Origin of the sequence: Bacillus andreraoultii (assembly GCF_001244735.1) — a bacterium.
GTDB classification, from domain to species: Bacteria; Bacillota; Bacilli; order Bacillales; family Caldibacillaceae; genus Caldifermentibacillus; species Caldifermentibacillus andreraoultii.
On sequence record NZ_LN868937.1, the window covers coordinates 828,927 to 846,771 of the forward strand.

At 33.3% G+C, this 17,845-nt stretch carries 18 protein-coding genes; 14 read left to right on the forward strand and 4 right to left on the reverse strand.

What is annotated here, in order from left to right; translation table 11 throughout:
- Positions 1 to 941: 941 nt before the first annotated feature.
- The 14 genes from BN2144_RS09090 to yunB all read left to right on the forward strand — a co-directional run bounded on the left by BN2144_RS09090 (position 942) and on the right by yunB (position 13,983).
- The gene (locus BN2144_RS09090; protein ID WP_033827970.1) at positions 942 to 2,714 is read left to right on the forward strand and encodes an ABC transporter ATP-binding protein; all 1,773 of its coding nucleotides are present in this window, start codon (positions 942 to 944) and stop codon (positions 2,712 to 2,714) included.
- Positions 2,715 to 2,751: 37 nt separating this feature from the next.
- Positions 2,752 to 5,355, forward strand: coding sequence for a class III lanthionine synthetase LanKC (gene lanKC, locus BN2144_RS09095; RefSeq protein ID WP_033827971.1), 2,604 nt, complete (start codon positions 2,752 to 2,754; stop codon positions 5,353 to 5,355).
- Between the two features lie 93 nt (positions 5,356 to 5,448).
- Positions 5,449 to 5,610 carry a class III lanthipeptide gene (locus BN2144_RS19915; RefSeq protein ID WP_154665506.1) on the forward strand — a complete coding sequence of 54 codons (162 nt, stop codon included), beginning with the start codon at positions 5,449 to 5,451 and terminating at the stop codon, positions 5,608 to 5,610.
- A gap of 43 nt (positions 5,611 to 5,653) precedes the next feature.
- Positions 5,654 to 5,776 (forward strand): class III lanthipeptide, encoded by a 123-nt coding sequence (locus tag BN2144_RS20095; protein ID WP_187366994.1) that lies wholly within the window; start codon positions 5,654 to 5,656, stop codon positions 5,774 to 5,776.
- 33 nt (positions 5,777 to 5,809) lie between these two features.
- Positions 5,810 to 5,929 (forward strand): class III lanthipeptide, encoded by a 120-nt coding sequence (locus BN2144_RS20100; RefSeq protein ID WP_187366995.1) that lies wholly within the window; start codon positions 5,810 to 5,812, stop codon positions 5,927 to 5,929.
- A gap of 133 nt (positions 5,930 to 6,062) precedes the next feature.
- Complete coding sequence (locus BN2144_RS09100) at positions 6,063 to 6,920, forward strand: ABC transporter ATP-binding protein (RefSeq protein ID WP_033827972.1); 858 nt, start codon at positions 6,063 to 6,065, stop codon at positions 6,918 to 6,920.
- Complete coding sequence (locus BN2144_RS09105; protein ID WP_033827973.1) at positions 6,917 to 7,555, forward strand: ABC-2 transporter permease; 639 nt, start codon at positions 6,917 to 6,919, stop codon at positions 7,553 to 7,555. Before BN2144_RS09100 ends, BN2144_RS09105 begins: the two co-directional genes overlap by 4 nt.
- An 80-nt stretch (positions 7,556 to 7,635) precedes the next feature.
- On the forward strand, positions 7,636 to 7,779 hold the full coding sequence (locus BN2144_RS19920; protein ID WP_154665507.1) for a class III lanthipeptide: 144 nt from the start codon (positions 7,636 to 7,638) through the stop codon (positions 7,777 to 7,779).
- 88 nt (positions 7,780 to 7,867) lie between these two features.
- Positions 7,868 to 8,158, forward strand: a complete 291-nt coding sequence (locus BN2144_RS09110; RefSeq protein WP_033827974.1) for a YfzA family protein — start codon at positions 7,868 to 7,870, stop codon at positions 8,156 to 8,158.
- A 445-nt stretch (positions 8,159 to 8,603) separates the two neighbouring features.
- Positions 8,604 to 9,686 (forward strand): 3-phosphoserine/phosphohydroxythreonine transaminase, encoded by a 1,083-nt coding sequence (gene serC / locus BN2144_RS09115; protein WP_033827975.1) that lies wholly within the window; start codon positions 8,604 to 8,606, stop codon positions 9,684 to 9,686.
- Positions 9,687 to 9,701: 15 nt separating this feature from the next.
- Positions 9,702 to 10,871, forward strand: a complete 1,170-nt coding sequence (locus tag BN2144_RS09120) for a phosphoglycerate dehydrogenase (protein WP_033827976.1) — start codon at positions 9,702 to 9,704, stop codon at positions 10,869 to 10,871.
- 430 nt (positions 10,872 to 11,301) lie between these two features.
- Positions 11,302 to 12,681 (forward strand): bifunctional metallophosphatase/5'-nucleotidase, encoded by a 1,380-nt coding sequence (locus tag BN2144_RS09125; protein ID WP_033827977.1) that lies wholly within the window; start codon positions 11,302 to 11,304, stop codon positions 12,679 to 12,681.
- A 91-nt stretch (positions 12,682 to 12,772) separates the two neighbouring features.
- A complete protein-coding gene (locus tag BN2144_RS09130) occupies positions 12,773 to 13,072 on the forward strand; it encodes a YunC family protein (RefSeq protein WP_033827978.1) in 300 nt (99 codons plus the stop codon).
- A 68-nt stretch (positions 13,073 to 13,140) separates the two neighbouring features.
- A complete protein-coding gene (gene yunB / locus BN2144_RS09135) occupies positions 13,141 to 13,983 on the forward strand; it encodes a sporulation protein YunB (RefSeq protein ID WP_050632272.1) in 843 nt (280 codons plus the stop codon).
- 194 nt (positions 13,984 to 14,177) lie between these two features.
- Here yunB and BN2144_RS09140 read toward each other — a convergent pair whose 3' ends face one another.
- The 4 genes from BN2144_RS09140 to BN2144_RS09155 are packed head-to-tail and all read right to left on the reverse strand — an operon-like array spanning position 14,178 to position 17,503.
- Positions 14,178 to 14,885, reverse strand: a complete 708-nt coding sequence (locus BN2144_RS09140) for an ABC transporter ATP-binding protein (RefSeq protein ID WP_033827982.1) — start codon at positions 14,883 to 14,885, stop codon at positions 14,178 to 14,180.
- Positions 14,878 to 15,675, reverse strand: coding sequence for an ABC transporter ATP-binding protein (locus BN2144_RS09145; protein WP_033827979.1), 798 nt, complete (start codon positions 15,673 to 15,675; stop codon positions 14,878 to 14,880). The genes BN2144_RS09140 and BN2144_RS09145 overlap by 8 nt, the downstream gene beginning before the upstream one ends.
- Positions 15,656 to 16,615, reverse strand: a complete 960-nt coding sequence (locus BN2144_RS09150; RefSeq protein WP_033827983.1) for a branched-chain amino acid ABC transporter permease — start codon at positions 16,613 to 16,615, stop codon at positions 15,656 to 15,658. The genes BN2144_RS09145 and BN2144_RS09150 overlap by 20 nt, the downstream gene beginning before the upstream one ends.
- 12 nt (positions 16,616 to 16,627) lie before the next feature.
- A complete protein-coding gene (locus BN2144_RS09155) occupies positions 16,628 to 17,503 on the reverse strand; it encodes a branched-chain amino acid ABC transporter permease (RefSeq protein ID WP_033827980.1) in 876 nt (291 codons plus the stop codon).
- Positions 17,504 to 17,845 lie beyond the last annotated feature (342 nt).

Here is a 17,845-nt window from a genome sequence, read left to right on the forward strand (position 1 = left end):
GGGCGTATTTGTCATGCCTTAATTTAGTTCCCTTCGCCCTTGTTACACCTAACTTAAACCATCGGCGTGTTTGTCAAGGGCAAATGGCGACGGTTCTCCACCTTATTTCGGAATAAATCTTGTTTGCTAATCCGTTTTTCATAGAACTTTTGACATTACCTTCTTTTTTACTAAATACTTTAAATCCTAATTATAGTCTATCCCCCTTATCAATTTAGTAGATTAATAAAATCATAACAACATTACTATAAGTTGTTTTGAATAATTCAGTCAATACAAAATATTGAGAGTTAGATTATTTATATACCCTTTACTAAGTGAAATGCAGGTTGATAGGCTAGTACCATGGATACAGAGAGGTTAAACAAAAATAAAAATACCCAGATTTCATAAATAACTTGGTAATTTGTTTGTCAAATAGATTAAACTAGGAATAAATATAATGTGAATTCGTGACTAAATATTTAGATGTTTAACGTACTAAAGTTCTATTTTTAAATTTCTTGTAATTTTTGGTCGTGTAATGTATTGACTTTTTATTATAGATTATGTGATTATATTAGTGGAAATTGTAATAAGTGTAAAAATAGAATTAACTTTAAGGCAAATATTTATTTTATTTAAACTCAATATCCACACAATTTTAAAAAATTCACCAATGAATAGTTCAAAAAAACAACGTTATGGAAATCCCACGAAAATTTACTTTAAAAAACAACTTCATGGAATCACAACAAGAATATACTTCAAAAAGACAACTTCACGTAACCACAACGAGAATATACTTCAAAAAGACAACTTTATGGAATCACAGAAAAATATACTTCGGAGATAATACATCAAGGTATAAGTTTATAACAATTATTTACTTGAAAATAGTGTGTAAGGTATATTAATATCCTAAATATACGGAATATTGGGAAAATGTAAAGGTGAGAAAAATGACTAAAGACACTAGTAATTGGAAGAACTTTTTATCATTAGTAAGAAAAACTAAACCAAATATAAAGTTATTTGTACAAGCAATGATTTTAAGTGCAATAAGTGCAGTTTCATCTACTTTAGTACCACATTATTTAAAGAGTTTAATAGATTCTTATACTATTGCTAATGGTATTAATTCAAATATTCTATTGGGGTTACTAGGAATATTCATAGGTAGCGCAATTATTGGGGCAATTGGTAGTTATATGTTAAGTGTTGTCGGGCTTAATGTTGTAGCAAATCTAAGAGGTTTAATATGGAGGAAGATTGTTAAATTACCAATTGACTTTTATGACAAGAATCGTTCAGCGGATATAGCTAGTAGATTTGTGAATGACACCTCGGTAATCTACAACTTGGTAAGTAACTCATTCTCACAATTTGTTAATGCTATATTAATGGTTTTATTTTGCGGTTTTTGGCTGTTTTATTATGATTGGCAATTGACAATGATAATTATTGTTGCAATACCTGTTTATTTACTCGTTTTTATACCTCTTGGAAAGGTTTTATCTAAGTTATCTAAAATGACACAGACTTTAACAGGAAAATTAAACGTAAGGGCAGTCGAAACAATATCTGTAATTAAATTGGTTAAGGCTTCCACAGCAGAAGAATTTCAAATTGACAAAGGAATCGAGGATGTTGAAAATCTACGGAATGTTAGCTTAAAACAGAATAAATGGATGGTTATAGTAAACCCTGTAATAAATTTGATTATGATGGTTATTATTGTCACTATTATTGGATATGGGGGAGTTAAATTAGCTAATGGAAGTTTGACACCAGGAACATTTATTGCATTTCTAACGCTAATATTTTATATCATAGGGCCTATTACCAATTTTGGGTTATTCTTTACACAATTACAAAAAACTATTGGTGCGACAGAAAGAATTACGCAATTATTATCTGAAGTTGAAGAAGATCAAAGTGTTGGTAAAGATTTAACTATGACAACTAGGGATTTAGTAATAAAAGATTTAAATTTTCATTACAGCGGAGATGCTGAAGCGTTCTCTCTGAAAAATATTAATTTAACTATCAAAGGTGGAAGTACAAATGCACTAGTAGGACCAAGTGGTAGTGGGAAAACAACAATTGTTTCCCTTTTAGAGAGATACTACAAACCAACTAGTGGAAGGATTTATATTGGTAATGATGATATAGAAACTTATTCCTTGAATTCATGGCGTAACCAAATAGGTTATATTTCACAAGAATATAGTTTAATAAGTGGAAGTATAAGAGAAAACCTTATTTTTGGTTTAAAAGAATTACCCAGTGATGAGAAAATAATAGAAGCATGCAAACAGGCCTACGCTTGGGAATTTATAAAGAATTTAACTAATGGTTTAGATACAAACATAGGTGAAAGAGGATTAAATCTATCGGGAGGACAGCGGCAAAGAATAGCCATAGCAAGAATGTTTCTCAAGGATCCAAAAATTATCTTTTTAGATGAAGCGACTTCAAGTCTTGATAGTAATTCAGAAGAAATAGTTCATGCAGCAATGAAAAAAATTATTAAGGGTAGAACTTCTATTATTATAGCTCATAGGTTATCAACTGTTGTAAGTGCTGATAATATTATTTTTATGGAAAACGGAGAAGTGACGGGACAAGGAAATCATTGGGATTTGAAACGAAGTCATAAATTATATAATCAATTTTGTGAACAACAGTTTAAAGAACAAACTCATAAGGAATTATTACAGGCTAACAGTTAGTCGTAAAATATAAAATTGTACATTAGGAGTAAATAACATGGAGAAAAAATTAGTTTATTTTAAACATATGAGTAATGATTCCAACTATTATATAGAAAAAGGATCTAATATTACAAGCGACCCATACATAATAGATACTGTACCAGTTGATTTCGAAATAAATGTAGAGAAAAATTCACCATGGAAATATTATCGCAATACAGACAAAAAGATCAAAGAACAGGGATGGAAAATACATATAAGTGCAACGATGAATAATGCCCAGGAGATTTTAGAAACCGTAAGTAAAATAGTTTTTAAACATAAAATAGATTTTAAACATATTAAGGATAAACAAACTTTATTCAATTTAAATTCAAAACATGGAGATAGAACATCTTCTGGAAAATTTATTGCGATATACCCCCCAACAGATGGGAAGTTTATCCAATTGCTTAATGAACTTTATGAGAAATTAAAAGTATATGAAAATGGACCATATATTTTGAATGATAAATGTTGGAAGGATAGTAATATATATTATCGATATGGTGCTTTTATAAATATTTACAATGAAAAAGGAGAGCTTTGTATAAAGAACGATAAAGAGGAGTTAATACCAGATAATAGAAAACCATATTATAAAGTCCCTGAATTCGTTAGTGATTTCGATAAATATTTGGATTCAATAAATAATCAATTAGATGAAGAAACAAATCAAAAGTTTAAGGATTACACATTCCAAGGTGTACTTAGATTTAATAATGGAGGTGGGATATACGTAGGAGTAAGGAACTCAGATCAAAGGAAAGTAGTAATAAAAGAAGGTAGACCAAAAGTAGGGTTAGACGGTCAATATAAAGATGCTATTGATAGGTTAAATATTGAGTATAAAGCATTGAGTAGGCTTAAAGATGTTGAAGGTGTGGTTAATATTCTCGATTATTTCAAAACTTGGAAACATGTATTTCTAGTAGAAGAATTTGTAGAGGGTTTAACTCTACAATCGTGGTGTGCGGTAAACTATCCATTCAACATTGAAAATGATAAAGATGTATATATCGAGAAGGTAAAAAGGATAATCAATAGCTTAATTAATACGGTCAAATTAATGCATAGTAAAGATGTGGGTATGGGGGATCTGCAACCATTAAATATAATGATTACACCTAATTTAGATTTAAAAATCATTGACTTTGAGTCAGCAGCAAAAATTGATATTGAAGAACAGGGTGCTTTACAAACCATTGGTTTTACTAATGATAAAAATAAAAATCATAAGGAACGCGATTGGTATGCAGTCAAGAAAATTTTAAGGTTCTGTATTTTACCTATAGGACCTATATCTGATATTGAAGAAAGTATAAAAAGTGTACATGACAGGTGGATAGAAGAAGAATTCGGAACAGAAGTTTATGATTATGTAGTTGGTATAGAAAGATTATGCGATAAATATTTATCTGAAACTAAAGAGAAGGTAGATAACTATATCAGGAAAACTCCGAGAAGAAGAAATATACATACAGTTATAGAAGGATTAAGAAACAGTATAGAATATAATCTTTTACCCAATAGTTCCTTAATCCATGGAGATGTACGTCAATTTGAAATGTCAGGTGGAAAGTTAAATGTTTTTACGGGTGGTTCTGGAGCTGCTTTAGCCCTTGCTAGGTCGGGAAACATCAATGGGCAAATAAATGAATGGATTGAAAATGTTTTACTTAGAAACCTCGATTCCCTGGAGGAAAGTGGATTATTTACAGGCAAATCAGGTGTTGCTTCGACATTATATGAGCTAGGCTATAAAGATGATGCAATACAAATATTCCAAGAACTATCATATACAAATTTAAGAGATATATCTTTAAGATCGGGTTTAGCAGGGATTGGAATTTCGTTCATAAGTCTATTTTTAGAAGAAAAATGGGAAGAGTATTTGGTTTTAGCTGAAAATATATCTGTTTATATTGAAAATGTTATAAAGGAAAATAATAATTTATCTGTTACAGATTGGTCAGCCGTGCCTATTGGATTAATTGATGGTTGGTCAGGAGTATCATTATTTTATGCAGCTTTATATTCAGTAACTAAGAAAAATGATTATTACTTAAAATCAATAGAGTATATAGAGAGAGATTTAGAGAATTGTAAGGTAGATGAAGAAACTAATACTTTACAAACATTCGATGAGGATAATCATCGTGTATTACCTTATTTATCTGGTGGGTCAATAGGTATAGGAGTTGCTATTTGGTATTTGAATTATGTAAGTGATGGTAAGTTGTTTGAAGAAGAATTAAAACAAATAATTAATCTAAATAAAGTTAGATGCACTTTTAGTGGAGGTCTATTTGACGGGGTTGGTAGCTTTTTATTAATCCCATCAATAATTGAAGAAAGTGATGAAAAAAGAGAATATCATATAGAACTAGTGTTTAGAAAACTCGAATTATTTCTAATTCATAAAGATAATCAAATCTTATTTCCAGGCAATTTTTGTTATCGATTGGCAGACGATTATTACTCTGGAAGTGCAGGGATAATATTGGGATTGAAATCTATTGAGTTGTCAAATCCAATGTATTGGTTACCAATTATAAATACTAGTGGGTTTCTTGAAAAAACTAAATTTGCGAAAGAGGAGTTATTATTAAACAAATAACATCCAAACATTCTTAGATAAATAATTAAGCGCCTAACAATTGAATATTTGGAATCCTCGAGATACCATTTGTTCAATTTTTCAATTTAATCAATGAGAACTATTAATATATTAGAACTGAAAGGTGGTGAGAAAGTGGAAAGTGTATTAGAACTTCAGAAATTAAATGAGGATCCAGAAGTAGAGACAGCGGGTTGGTGGTTTACAAGTGTAACCCTATTAGTCACAACTTCTACTATCAGTAATCATTGCTAAGTGAATGTCTACCAACAGATTCACCTGAAAGGAGGTGATAGTCATGAAAGATGTATTAGAACTTCAACAACTGAATGAAGGTTCTGAAGTAGAGCCAGCAAAATGGTATACAATCTTTACGACGCTTATTGGAACATCAACTATTAGTAACAACTGTGGGAAGTAATTTAGAATAATATTTAATTAGGAGGTGGCATTCATGAAAGATGTATTAGAACTTCAACAACTGAATGAAGGTTCTGAAGTAGAGCCAGCAAAATGGTATACAATCTTTACGACACTTATTGGAACATCAACTATTAGTAACAACTGTAGGTAATATAAAGGTACTATTAAGAACTTAACATATTGGTAAGACATTCAGGGATATCATATATTATAGATATAATATTTAATTCAGGAAAAGGTTCATTTATAAACCTTTTCCTACTTACTTAGAAGGGGGGAAAAGAGTGGAGTACATATTGGAGGTTTATAACTTATCAAAAAAATACCCTCATTCGGAGTTTCATCTAAAAGATATATCATTTAATATCCCTAAAGGTTCAATTGTTGGTTTTATTGGAGAAAATGGTGCTGGGAAAACTACAACAATAGGAACTATTTTAGATTCCTTAAAAAGGGATAGCGGAAATATTAAGATTTTTGAGAAGGAGGAACCACACAATGATATTGGTGTCAGGGAAAGTATAGGTGTCGTTTTTGATAATATGAATTTTACCCACAATATAAGTATTACACAGTTATCACATGTTCTTAATAATATTTATAAACAATGGGATAAAGAAAAGTTTTTTTATTATATAGACTTATTTTCATTGCCTAAAAATGGATTAGTAGGAAGACTTTCCAGAGGTATGTCCATGAAGTTATCTATTGCTGTAGCTCTTTCTCATGGTGCAAAATTGTTATTATTAGATGAAGCAACATCCGGCCTGGATCCTGTTAGCAGGGAAAAGGTTTTGAGCTTATTATTAGATTATGTAAAAGATAACCAAAGTTCAATCTTGCTATCATCACATATTACTAGCGATATAGAAAAAATAGCAGATTATCTTTTATTCATGAAGAATGGAGAGATAATATTAAAAATTAGCAAAAATGATTTACTAAGTAAATTTTCAATTATAGAGTGTAATGTAGACGATTTAAATAATTTTAGGGATATCACATTTGCTTATATGTATAAAAGTGATTCACTAATAGAAGTGCTTATTTCAAATAAAGAAAATCTCCCTAATCATATTTTACAAAAAGAAACTTCCCTAAATGAAATAACATTATTACTAATGAAAGGGGAGAGATTATGAAAGGGTTAATTTTAAACGATATTTATTCTATTCAAAGGGACATTAAAAGCTCTATAATTTTTTCTGTTGCATGTGTCATATTCCTTATACTAACAAAAAACGTTATTGCATTTAAGGTAGCTGTTTTTTTACCGTTTTTAATCATTCCAGTAAAATCATTTGAGGTACTAAAATATGATGTAAAATCAGGATGGGAAAAGTTTATGATTACTCTTCCAGTAACAAGAACTCAAATAGTTCAAAGTAAATATATTACATTTTTGATTTTACTTATTTTAAGTTTGCTTTTAAGCTTGATATTGTTTTTTGCCGTTGATATTTTATATTATCCTACTTTTACATTGGTATATTATAACCATCTGTTAAGAGGAATGGGATTGATAATTTGTGTAGCTGCATTGTTATACCCAATGACATATAAACTAGGAATTGAAAAGTCTGATTCCATTATATTGTATAGCCTTTGTTTTTCCTTTGGAGTATTTTTTTTTCTAGCTATGTTAGCTAAAATGATACTAGCTGAAAATAGAAATGCTGATATGATATTCTCAATTGTTTTTTTCTTGGTATCTATTTTTCTCTTGATAATTTCATATTTAGTTGCTTGTATGATTGTTGCACGTAAAGAATATTAATTTATATAAGGATTAAATAAAATAATGTGTGAAAAGTTAGCACGAAAAAACAGTATAAATAAGAAAATGGAGGAATAATAATGAAAAAGGTATTAGAATTGCAAAAACTAAATGATAATTCAGAGGTACAACCACAAATAGGGCCAACAATAACAACTATCACAATAATTCCAACTACTTTAGTTTCATTTTTAAGCAATTATTGCGATAATCATGTTTCATAATGCTTTGTATAATTAATTTTTTTAAATTAAAACCAAAAATGTTTAGAATTAAAAAGGTTGAGAATAGTAGGGAGGGGAGAAAGTATAAATGGAGAAAGCACAAATAAAACGTCCATTATATAAACGCAGTTGGTTTCATACATTCTTAGCATTTATAGTTTCTCAGTTGTACATCAATTTTGTAGAGATAACTGGGTACGGACCTAATATGAGAAGCATTGATGGAACATTTCTTGAAAATATTGTGGGACTAGAATTATTTCAAAGGTATTTCTCATTTTATGAAACACCCTGGTATAATCTTTTTACAGTTTTCTTTGGGGTAGTAACTATCATTCATGTGACGACTGGAATAATAAAAGATATACGAAACGGATAACATATTGAATCAATAAGATGGTAAATCTTCCAAATATTTAACTTTTTCCTCTCGATAATAATAGACCTCTAGGGTAATTTGTTTTAAATAAATCTACCTTGAGGGTCTTTTTTATTTATGCGTGCTAGCAAGCCGTTAATTGCTCCAACCCGAGTAAGTGCCAAGATACTTGATAGCTGACAGGCAAATGTTCGACAGTAAACCACGAAACTTCAACAATAGGGCCATTTTTTACTCTCAGCCTCATTTAAGGTTTGATGACAGAAATAAGTTGAGTTTGTAAGCTTTTTGTCATTTACACATTTTATGTTACAAATCTTCCTGTTTTAATAAAAAACTTGAAGAAAATCCGAATATTTTTCTGATTATAGTACTAAATTATTAACATTTATGCTATACTATATTTTATTAAATTACACTTTTATCAGAGAAAAGGGGATTAATCGTGGGAAGAGTATTTAATTTTTCAGCTGGTCCTGCCCAACTACCAGAGTCTGTGTTAGAGCGCGCTCAGAAAGAACTTTTATCTTATAGAGGTAAAGGGATGTCTGTAATGGAAATGAGTCATCGTTCTTCAGATTTCACAGCAATTATTGAGTCGGCGGAAACATTGCTTCGGGAACTTATGGCCATTCCAGATAATTATAAAGTATTGTTTATTCAAGGTGGAGCTTCGTTACAATTTTCGATGGTGCCTATGAATCTACTGAAAGAAAATGGTCACGCATACTATGTGAATACTGGTTCATGGTCGAAAAAGGCTATCGCAGAGGCAAAAAAAGTAGGGGATACAAGAATACTTGCTTCTTCTGATGATAAAAACTTCACATATATTCCTGAACTAAATGTAAATCAATTTAATGATCAAACAAACTATGTTCATATTACAACAAACAATACCATTGAAGGGACGAGATATATAGAAATCCCTAGTACTGGTAATGTGCCGTTAATTGCTGATGCGTCGTCGAATATATTATCAGAACAATGGGATGTTTCCAAATTTGGTCTTATTTATGCCGGAGCACAGAAAAACTTAGGGATTTCAGGGTTAACGATTGTTATTATTCGTGAAGATTTACTTAACCAAGCAACAACTAATATCCCAACAATGCTTAATTATGAAACGTATGCAAAAAATAATTCATTATATAATACACCACCGACATTTGCCATTTACATGACGATGCTTTTGTTAGAATGGTTAAAAGAACGTGGTGGTGTTCCAGCTATTGAAGAGGAAAACATTACAAAATCGGCACTCCTTTATAACGCAATTGACGAATCGAAATTATTTTATTCAAAAGTGAATAAAGTTGATCGGTCATTGATGAATATTCCGTTTATGACTGATTCAGATGAGTTAAATAAACGATTTGTTAAAGAAGCTGAGCGAGAGGGATTACATCAGTTAAAAGGACATCGTTCTGTCGGAGGAATGCGGGCAAGTATTTATAATTCCATGCCCGTAGAAGGAGTTCAGGCGTTAGTTGATTTCATAAAAGATTTTGAACGAAAATATCAATAAGGGGTTGGCGTTTCAATGTATTCAATTCGAACATACAATGCTATTGCGCAAAGAGGGCTTGATGTATTTAAGGAAGATTATGAGATTAATAGAAGTGATTACCCAGATGCAATTTTATTACGTAGTTATAACTTACATGATGAAGAAATACCAAGTTCCGTTCAGGCGATTGCACGTGCTGGAGCTGGGGTAAATAATATTCCAATTGAACGTCTAACAGAAGATGGTGTTGTTGTATTTAATACACCTGGTGCGAATGCGAATGCGGTAAAAGAGTTATTGTTGATGAGTTTAATCGCCACATCACGTCATTTAGTGAATGCTGTGAACTGGACAAAAACATTAATAGGTGAAGGAGAGGCTATTCCGAAATTAGTCGAAGCAGGAAAAAAACAATTTGTCGGGACAGAAATTTCCGGTAAAAAACTAGGTGTAATTGGTGTTGGGCAAATTGGTGTGCTTGTTGCTAATGATGCTCAAGGTCTCGGGATGGAAGTAATGGCATATGATCCATTTATATCCGTAAATGCTGCATGGCAATTGTCTCGTAATGTAAAACGTGCAGAAAATATCGAGGAAGTTTTTCAAACATGTGACTATATTACGATACATGTACCATTAACGGATAAAACAAACGGGATGTTAAATATAGAAACGTTTAATATAATGAAAGACAATGTATATATATTTAATTTTTCTCGTGGTGAATTGGTAAACGAAGATGATTTAGAAATTGCCCTACAAGAGAGAAAAATTGCAGGCTATGTTACCGACTTTCCAACCGAACGGATTTTAACAATGAAGAATGCACTTGTTCTTCCACATTTAGGTGCTTCAACAACCGAAGCAGAAGAAAATTGTGCTTACATGGCAGCAAAACAAATAAAAGATTATTTAGAGACGGGGAATATCCAAAATTCCGTTAATTTGCCAAACTTAAGTATGCCATATTTTGGCAACAAACGGTTAACAATCATTCATAAAAATATCCCCAATATGGTTGGCCAAATTACTGCTTATCTTGCCAATCACGGAATGAATATTGCAAACATGGTGAACGGTAGTAGAGGATCCATTGCTTACACAATGATTGATATTGACGAAGATATATCGATTCAAGTTCAAAATGAGTTAAAGAATCAAATTTTACAGATTCATGGGGTTATTAAAGTAAGAGTAATATAAACATTGCTGAAATCTTCATTCACAGTAAGGAGAAGTAATCAGTACAAGGTTTTTAATAGAAAATAATTCAAACAATAAGGGGCTTCTCGATGGTGGTAATGAAATACACAAATCGAAGGTCCTTTTTTGAATTGGTGGGTTTGCATAAGTTCCTATGGTAACTCCCGTAAGATTAAATACACAAATTGAATGGTTCCTTTTTGAATTGGTGGATTTTCTTAAGTCCTCATGGCAAAACCCGTAAGAATAAAAATACAAATCGAATGGTTCCTTTTACAACTGATGGGTCCGCTTCAGTCAACAAGATCATTCACATAAACCGAGAGGCCGTTTTTCAATTGGTGGATATTGTGATGTTAAAATGATAGAATTTATAAATGGCGAGTTGGGCGGATAGACCCTTAAGAATAATAGTTATCGAGGGAAAAACATGAAAGAAAAGATATTTTTTTATCACACAAATGATGTACATAGTCATTTTCAATATTGGCCAAGAATTCAACAAGAAGTACAACGGAAAAGGGCAATACATGCGAAAAATAGTGAAACGATGTTCATTTTCGATATTGGAGACCATTTAGATCGTTTTCATCCTTATACAGAAGCAACCCTTGGAAAAGGGAATGTGAAACTACTTAACGAAGCAGGGTATGATGCAGTTACGATAGGAAATAATGAAGGTATTACTTTATCACATGACGATCTCGTTCATCTCTATGATGATGCAAAATTCGATTGTATCGTAGCAAACCTCTTTGACAACGATGGAAAATGTCCTGCGTGGGCTAAACCTTATGTCATATATGAAACGAATAATCATACAAAGATCGGTGTAATCGGAGTAACAATTAATTTCACAAATTTTTATGAACCGTTACAATGGGTTGCCGCCAATCCTTTTCAAGAACTTGAAAAGTGGGTTCCACTTGTTCGCGAACAAGTGGATATTCTTGTCATTTTATCCCATCTCGGTTTGTCTGATGATGAACGAATGGCTGAACAGTTTGCTGAAATTGATGTTATTTTAGGAGCTCATACCCATCATATATTACCAGAAGGAAAGCTTGTTAATGATTGCCTCCTTTGTTGCACAGGGAAATATGGCATGAACTTAGGGGTCGTTGAAATACAGTTTGATACGAAAAACAAAACAATAGATAAGGAAGCAAAACTTATTCCGTCTAGCCAGCTTCCAGAGGTTAGGGATGAAGAGCAGTTTGATGATGTTTTAATAAAGGAAGGGAAACGACTACTTGAAAATCCTATCGCTTATTTACCGCAAAAGTTGGAAACAGATTGGTTTCAAGAAACAGAATTAAACCAACTGTTATGTTCTTCATTAACGGAATGGTGCCATGCAGATTGTTCCTTTTTAAATGCAGGTGTGTTACTAGACAGTTTAGGTCCTGGTGCAGTTACGAAATATGACATACATCGAATTTGTCCACATCCGATAAATCCTGTTGCTGTTAAACTGAACGGCACCCAGTTAAAAGAATTGGTTGTTCAAACGATTGATGACAAGTACACAACGCTTGAAGTGAAAGGTTTCGGTTTTCGCGGGAGCATATTTGGAAAAATTATTTATGACAAAATTGATATATCCGGAAAAGGCTCTTCCATTAAAATAAAAATTAATGGGGAAGACTTATTGACCGATCAAATTTATCGTGTTGCAACATTAGATATGTTTACCTTTGCGCGATTTTATCCAGAAGTTGTTCGTGCAGAAAAAGAATTCTTTTTACCAGAGTTTTTACGTGATATTTTGCAATGGAAATTAATAAAACGTTATCCAATTATTCGTTAGCATTTTCTAATTTCTCCATATTCTAAAAGGTGAAGATTCAATCACAAACTGTCTCTTTTAACATAAGTTAATATAGAAAGGGGCGAGCAATGTGATTGAGGTCAAACCTTTAACAATCGAAAATCGAACTTTTATTGCCTTTGAAGCGAAAATTCCAAAGACGACATTACTCGTTGTCATGAGTGATGATGGCTATATTATGTGTGGTGCTTTAGATGTAAGTTTACTTAATGAACGATTAAAAGACCGGAAAATAATTGCTGGGCGTGCAGTTGGTGTAAAAACAATTGATGAATTATTAAATGCGCCACTCGAATCAGTAACGATTGAAGCCGAAAACCGAGGCATTAAAAAAGGAATGCTCGGTAAAGATGCATTATTGTTGATGTAAAATAATTTATAAATATAGCGTTAAATCCCTTCTTGCAAGCATACATTTTACAGTAAGGAGGGATTTTTTTGGTCAAATTTCGCCGTTACCCCCGTCGTTTTCACCCATTTTTGAAGTTTAAACGAAAGAACGTGTATAAGCCATATAAATCACATAAGCCTTATCATTCAAAACCGTTACCATTGCGATATGTCTTGTTATTATCATTTGTTTTTTTTATTTTTTCAACTTCACTTGGATTATGGATTGTTAACAGTGCAATTCGACCAACAATACTTGCTTATGCCGAATCTCAATCGGTCAATTTAGCAACGTATGTTATTAATAAATCGATTCGTGAAGAAATTGATAAAGGGCTTGATTTAAATGGAATTATTCAAGTAGATCCATATGGTAGTTCTACTTTAACTACCTTCAATCATGCAAAAATTGAGGATGCGGCCAACCGTATTACGAATCGAATTTTAAACAATATTAATTCAATGGAACATGGAGAAGGCATCATGCCGATTGCTGCAACAGATGGAGAAGTGGAAAAAGTCGAACCAAGTACTAATGAAGGGATTAAGTTCAGTGTACCACTTGGTCGAATAACTGATAATCTATTACTTGCAAACCTTGGACCAGAAATTCCTGTTGAATTTAGAGCGATAGGGGATATAGAATATGATATCGAGACTGTGACAAAAGAACATCAAATTAATAGTACTTGGTTCGAAATTCGGCTACATATGAAAGTTGGTATACAAATGCTTGTCCCGTTTACCTCAGAAATTAAAATGATTCCACGTAATGTTTTACTTGCATCTGGTGAAATTAAAGGGGATGTTCCACAGTTTTATGGAAATGGGAATGGTGGCCAAGTAACACCCTCAATCATCATCCCAAGTGAAGGTGAAGGAGATAAGTAATACGTGGTAAGTTTCTAGGAACACAAGATGGTTATAGAAACTAGGAAGGAAATCTTGTGACAAAAAGAAAGAAGTTTCAAACATATAAAAAGGCAAATCGATGGTGGATATGTTCTACCAAAATCGATTTGCCTTTATTTAAATGTTCGCTCATCTTTTGTCTTCCAATGCTTTGTAAGGATTAACAATTTCCTCTACAGGCCACCTAAATAGGCTTCTTTAATTTCGTCACTATTTTGCATTTCTTTCGCATCTCCTGATAAAACGACTGTACCGGTTTCGATGACATAAGCTCTGTTGGCGATGGATAAGGCCATATTTGCATTTTGTTCGACTAATAATATTGTTGTACCATCTTTATTAATCTCTTCAATGATATTAAAAATTTGTTTAACTAAAAGTGGAGCAAGCCCCATCGATGGTTCGTCTAACAATAATAGTTTTGGCTTTGTCATTAGTGCCCGCCCTATGGCTAACATCTGTTGTTCTCCTCCAGATAGTGTCCCTGATAATTGTTTTTTTCGTTCATTTAATCTTGGAAACAAATCATACACTTTTAGCAGGTCTTGCTTTATATTACCTTTATCTTTTCTTAAATAAGCGCCTAGTTCCAAGTTTTCTTCAACGGTCATATTTGCAAAAACTCGTCGTCCCTCAGGAACATGGGAAATACCTGCTTTCACAATCCCTTGAACAGGTCTGGATTGAATTGGTTCACCCATATAGTGGATGGAGCCTGATTTCGGACGGAGTAACCCAGATAATGTTTTCAAAAGGGTTGTTTTCCCAGCGCCATTTGCACCAATTAAAGTAACAATTTCACCTTCTTCAACGGTTAAGGACACAGCTTTTAATGCTTGAATATTCCCGTAAAAAACATTAATCTCTTGTACATTAAGCATGATTTTCACCAACCTCTTCACCTAAGTAGGCCTCAATAACTTTTGGATGTGTTCGGATTTCTTCAGGTGAACCGTGTGCAATTAGTTGACCGTGATCAACAACAAAAATTCTTTCACAAATTCCCATGACGAGTTTCATATCGTGTTCAATTAGTAAAATAGTTAAATTAAATTTTTTACGAATGAATGCAATTAATTCCATTAAATCTTTTGTTTCCTGTGGATTCATCCCAGCTGCGGGTTCATCTAGTAGTAATAACTTTGGGTCAGCAGCAAGTGCTCGGGCAATTTCCAATCTTCTTTGACCACCATACGGAAGGTTTTTCGCTTTTTCATCTTTCAAATGATCGAGCCCAAATATTTTTAAAAACTCAGTTGCTTTCTCTTCCATTTCTTTTTCATTTTTGAAGTGGGAAGGAAGTCTAAAAACAGAACTAAAAATACTGTTCTTAGCTAGTGTATGATAAGCAATCTTAACATTATCAAGAACTGACAATTCTTTAAACAATCGAATATTTTGGAACGTACGACTAATTCCTTTACGTGTGACTTTATAAGGGGCAAGCCCGCTAATTTTTTCCCCATTAAAGATGATTTGTCCTTCAGTTGGTGCATAAACTCCTGTAAGTATATTAAATATTGTTGTTTTTCCAGCTCCATTTGGGCCAATCAATCCCATTAATTCACCACGATGAATATCGATATTAAAATCAGATACAGCCTTTAAACCACCGAAACGGATACCAAGATTCTGTACTTCTAAAAGAGGCTTAGCCTTCGAAGTTTCCATATTGTTTGCCTCCTTTAAACGTTTTTTTCTTGCCGAATAGTTGTGTAATCTCTTTCGTACCCATTAAACCTTGAGGTCGATACAACATGACGATAATGAGGACGAGACTATAAATAATCATTCGTGTTTCAGGATATTCTTGTAAAAATGTTGAAACAATGGTTAGAAGAATTGCAGATAAAACTGCTCCAGATAAACTACCAAGACCACCTAAAACGACGAAAATTAATATATCAAATGATTTTAAAAATCCGAAATTTCCTGGCTGAATAATGTAAAAGTTGTGGGCGTATAACCCGCCAGCAACACCTGCAAAGAAAGAACCAAGTACAAAGGCAACGACTTTATAATAAGTTGTATTAATTCCCATTGCATCGGAGGCAATCTCATCTTCACGAATGGAAATACATGCTCGACCGTGCCTCGAATTCGTAAAATTAGCAATAACAAGGATGGTAATAAATGTACAAATAAAGGTGATATTCCAGTCAGTTAAACGCGTAATCGTCAACCCACGTGCTCCACCGACATAATCCCAGTTTAAAAAGATAATCCGAATAATCTCAGCAAAACCTAGTGTAGCAATCGCTAAATAATCTCCTCGTAGACGCAAGCTTGGGATGCCGACAATTAATCCAGCTAAAGCCGCGGCGATTCCTGCAACAAGTAAGGCTGCAATAAACGGCATTTGAAGCTTCATTGTAAAAATTGCTGCGATATAAGCTCCAATGGCTAAAAAGCCAGCATGTCCGATAGAAAATTGCCCGGTAATTCCGATAACTAAATGAAGGCTGGCAGCTAGCATAATATGAATTAAAATTGTAATTAATGTATTTTCGTAAAATGGGTTTAAATAGCCATTAGAGAGTAAAAATTGGACAACAAAGTAGGTAATAACCGCGAGCCCAATGAATCCATAAAAACTTTTACTTTTTTTCATATCCGTTTCCACCTACACTTTCTCCCGTGTATTTTTGCCAAAGATGCCCGATGGTCTAAATATAAGAATAAGGATTAGGATAATGAAAGCGGCGGCGTCTCGCCACGAGGAAAATCCGAGTGCACTTACGATTGTTTCAACAAGGCCAAGAATGAATCCTCCAACCATAGCACCAGGAATAATACCAATTCCTCCTAACACAGCTGCAATAAATGCTTTTAAGCCTGGTATAATTCCCATTAACGGATTGATTTTTATATAATAGAGTCCAAAAATTACTCCGGCAGCTCCTGCTAAGGCAGACCCAATGGCAAATGTAGCAGATATCGTATTGTCTACGTTTATCCCCATAAGTTGAGCAGCTTCTTGGTCATGACTTACGGCTCGCATCGCTTTTCCAATTTTTGTACGGTGAACGATAAATTGTAGAAGAATCATCAGAATGACAGTGATTCCTAAAATAAATAGCGATTTACTATCGAACTTTGCACCAAATAACTCGAATGATTTCGATGGTAGTACATTAGGGTATGCTTCAACTTGCGCTCCTCGAAAATAGATGACTAAATACTCAATTAATAAAGAGACACCAATGGCCGTAATTAAGGCAGCAATTCGTGTTGAGTTTCGTAGTCGTTTATAAGCAACTCGTTCAATTATTACACCTAAAGTTGCACAAATGGTCATTGATAATAAAAGTGCAGGGAAAAAGCTTAATCCCCAGCCTGCAATGGCATAGAAGCCAACAAAGGAACCAATCATAAATACATCGCCATGAGCAAAGTTGATTAATTTTATAATTCCGTAAACCATTGTATATCCAAGAGCAATTAATGCATAAATACTACCGAGTGATATGCCGTTAACAATTTGCTGTATCCATTCCAATATGCTCACTCCCCATTAAAATGCAGTTCTTTTATTTGAATAGGAAAAAGGGAGGAATGGACCTCCCATTTTTCCCTTTTGCAAAAGCTTCGGCTCCTAGAAACGTGTGGACTTCGATCGCCTTCACGTCGATAAGTCATCATCGACTCGTCCCTCGTCGTGATTCCTTTATCTCGTTACGGGCGCACTCCATTCCCCCCCGTTTCTAAACAGTCGCCTCCGCTTTTTTATTGTCCAGCTTCGGCTCCTAGAAACGTGTGGACTTCGATCGCCTTCACGTCGATAAGTCATCATCGACTCGTCCCTCGTCGTGATTCCTTTATCTCGTTACGGGCGCACTCC

Coding starts and splice junctions, on each gene's coding strand:
- BN2144_RS09090 (WP_033827970.1), top strand. CDS start 942: ATGACTAAAGACACTAGTAATTGGAAGAACTTTTTATCATTAGTAAGA.
- lanKC (WP_033827971.1), top strand. CDS start 2,752: ATGGAGAAAAAATTAGTTTATTTTAAACATATGAGTAATGATTCCAAC.
- BN2144_RS19915 (WP_154665506.1), top strand. CDS start 5,449: ATGAGAACTATTAATATATTAGAACTGAAAGGTGGTGAGAAAGTGGAA.
- BN2144_RS20095 (WP_187366994.1), top strand. CDS start 5,654: ATGAAAGATGTATTAGAACTTCAACAACTGAATGAAGGTTCTGAAGTA.
- BN2144_RS20100 (WP_187366995.1), top strand. CDS start 5,810: ATGAAAGATGTATTAGAACTTCAACAACTGAATGAAGGTTCTGAAGTA.
- BN2144_RS09105 (WP_033827973.1), top strand. CDS start 6,917: ATGAAAGGGTTAATTTTAAACGATATTTATTCTATTCAAAGGGACATT.
- BN2144_RS19920 (WP_154665507.1), top strand. CDS start 7,636: ATGAAAAAGGTATTAGAATTGCAAAAACTAAATGATAATTCAGAGGTA.
- BN2144_RS09110 (WP_033827974.1), top strand. CDS start 7,868: ATGGAGAAAGCACAAATAAAACGTCCATTATATAAACGCAGTTGGTTT.
- BN2144_RS09120 (WP_033827976.1), top strand. CDS start 9,702: ATGTATTCAATTCGAACATACAATGCTATTGCGCAAAGAGGGCTTGAT.
- BN2144_RS09125 (WP_033827977.1), top strand. CDS start 11,302: ATGAAAGAAAAGATATTTTTTTATCACACAAATGATGTACATAGTCAT.
- BN2144_RS09140 (WP_033827982.1), bottom strand. CDS start 14,885: ATGCTTAATGTACAAGAGATTAATGTTTTTTACGGGAATATTCAAGCA.
- BN2144_RS09145 (WP_033827979.1), bottom strand. CDS start 15,675: ATGGAAACTTCGAAGGCTAAGCCTCTTTTAGAAGTACAGAATCTTGGT.
- BN2144_RS09150 (WP_033827983.1), bottom strand. CDS start 16,615: ATGAAAAAAAGTAAAAGTTTTTATGGATTCATTGGGCTCGCGGTTATT.